Consider the following 2,281-nt stretch of genomic DNA (forward strand, 5'->3'; position numbering starts at 1 on the left):
GGTTTAATAGGCCGCAACATGTTTGCCATTGATGGCTGCAAGCTAAAATCAAATGCGAGCAAAGAGTGGAGCGGAACGTTTGAAGAGCTTAGGCGAAAGGAAGTGAAGCTACGTAAAGCCAGCCAACGGATATTGGCACGTCATCAATCACAAGACACGTTAGCCGAAGATGAAATTACGCACGACTTAAAGCAAAAAGATAAACTTGATAACAGTGCCGATAAAATCAAACACTTCTTAGCGACACACCAAGAAAAGTTAGGTAGTCAAGGCAAGCCAGTAAAAAGTAACATCACTGACCCAGACAGCGCTAAGATGACCACCTCAAAAGGTACTATTCAAGGTTACAACGGCATTGCGATTAACGATGACAAGCATCAAATCATTCTTCAAGCAAAAACATGGGGAGGGGTAGGCGAACAGCAAACCTTAAAACCCGCCATTGAACAGCTTAATCATCAACTTCAAAAACTCAGTACGCCCAATACCTTCAAACATGCTAAGTTTACCGCTGACAGTGGTTTTCATAGTGAGGCTAACTTAATACATATGGCAACAACAGGGCTTGATTGTTATATTGCTGATACTCAATTTAGAAGTAGAAACCCGTTATTTAAGAGCAGTGAAACGTATCATAGTGAGCAAGAAAAACGCCGACTAAAACGCAGTAAAGGAAGGCCAAGATTATTTAATAAAGATGACTTTCATTTTGACCCAGTGAGAAAAAACTGTGTTTGTCCTGCGGGTAAAACCATGTGGTTACAAAGCCAAAGCATCGAAACAGGTGAGAAAAGCTATTGTCGTTTTACAGGGTATTTAAAGGATTGTCGCAGATGCAGTTTACAACCTCAATGTATGCGAAAACCGCCAGTAAAAACAGGACGACAAGTCCAGTTTTTAACAAACAGTAAACGCAAAATCCCTTCATATACTGATAAAATGAAAGTAAAAATAGACAGTCCAGTTGGCCGACGGCAATACAGCAAACGATTAGGTGCAATTGAGCCCGTATTTGGCAATATTACAATCAACAAAGGCATGAATAAGTTTACCTTACGAGGGCAAGAGAAAGTAAATACCCAATGGCAAAAGTATTGCTTGGTTCACAATATTGAAAAACTAAGAAACCACCTACATTAAAGCTGATATTCAGTAAAACCATTAGTAATAACACCTTGATTTCACTAAAAAATATATCAAATCAGACATATTGCAATTATCAGGTACAAAAAATAAAGATCGGCAAAAACGTAAACGTTTTTGATTGTTAAAAAGAATTAATGAAGTTAGAGTATTTGAATTAAAAAATAACAATAACGAGTTATTCTACAGGCTCGTTAGGTAACTTAAATATGTTCAGTGTCGTTAGCAAAATGAACAACAGCATTAAAGTAGGATATTTGTACCTGATTCTTGGTGTACTGATGCTTTTGGGTGGTTTGTATATTACTAAAAGTACGTCTGATTTTATCGGTAATGCGCTATCAGCAAAAGGTACAGTTATCGAATTGATTCGAAAAGAAGATTCACTATACCCTATAGTAAGCTTTCAGGATAAAACTGAAAAGTTGCATACTTTTGAGTCTAATTTTGGTTGTAGCCCTGCTTGTTATAAACAACAAGAGCAAGTAACTGTTCTTTATAATGATAGTAATGTAAAAGAGCCAAAGATAAGTGGTTTTTGGTCCTTATGGTTACCAAGTCTACTTTTACTTGGCATAGGTATTAGTTTTGTTGTTGTAAGTCTATTTCAAATAAAAAGGTTACGAGGCACTATGGTGCAAAGCCTTACCTAACAAGCGCATTAAGTCAGACGGTTCAATTTGTCCGATTTTTTGCAAAGATAAACGACGCAAAAAAGCGTCCAAGTAATTGCCCCGCTTCTTATGCGGGCGTTATGTTGCTAATGACACGGAGAGTTCATTGAAATTAATTAATTCAAATTCGCTTCTTGCTCTTCTTTCTATCCTGTCATTTATATCTTTGATCAAAGTCCAGAGCTTAATTGCAATGTGGTTTGCTCTGGAGTGGCTTAGTTTAGTGGCATTGGTATCTTACTATTTACCTAATTCTTCGGCATTTTTTAAATGGGTCAATAAATATGTTCCAAAGGCTTTTTATCCTAGTCATAAGATATGGTTGCTAATACTAGCATTAGCTTTTAACCTATTGGCAATAAAAGAAACATTTTGGTAAAGCGCAACATAACAAGAGACTATGGCGTCAATAGTTAATTTTACACTTTTGGCGCTTCCCACATTACACCGTCTCTGAGCATCGA

The 2,281-nt window shown here is 37.0% G+C and carries 2 protein-coding genes; both read left to right on the forward strand.

Translation table 11 applies throughout. The features are described 5' to 3' along the window. A partial coding sequence (locus Q4489_RS18140) for a transposase (protein ID WP_303483337.1) occupies nucleotides 1-1,140 on the forward strand: 1,140 nt, incomplete at its 5' end. A 212-nt stretch (nucleotides 1,141-1,352) separates the two neighbouring features. Further along, nucleotides 1,353-1,796, forward strand: coding sequence for a DUF3592 domain-containing protein (locus Q4489_RS18145; RefSeq protein WP_303483340.1), 444 nt, complete (start codon nucleotides 1,353-1,355; stop codon nucleotides 1,794-1,796). Nucleotides 1,797-2,281: the final 485 nt, after the last annotated feature.

It is taken from the genome of Thalassotalea sp. 1_MG-2023 (genome assembly GCF_030546745.1).
Taxonomy (GTDB): Bacteria; Pseudomonadota; Gammaproteobacteria; order Enterobacterales; family Alteromonadaceae; genus Thalassotalea_C.

What these genes read in the sequence shown, in the direction of transcription:
- Q4489_RS18145 (WP_303483340.1), top strand. Translation starts at nt 1,353, where the DNA reads ATGTTCAGTGTCGTTAGCAAAATGAACAACAGCATTAAAGTAGGATAT.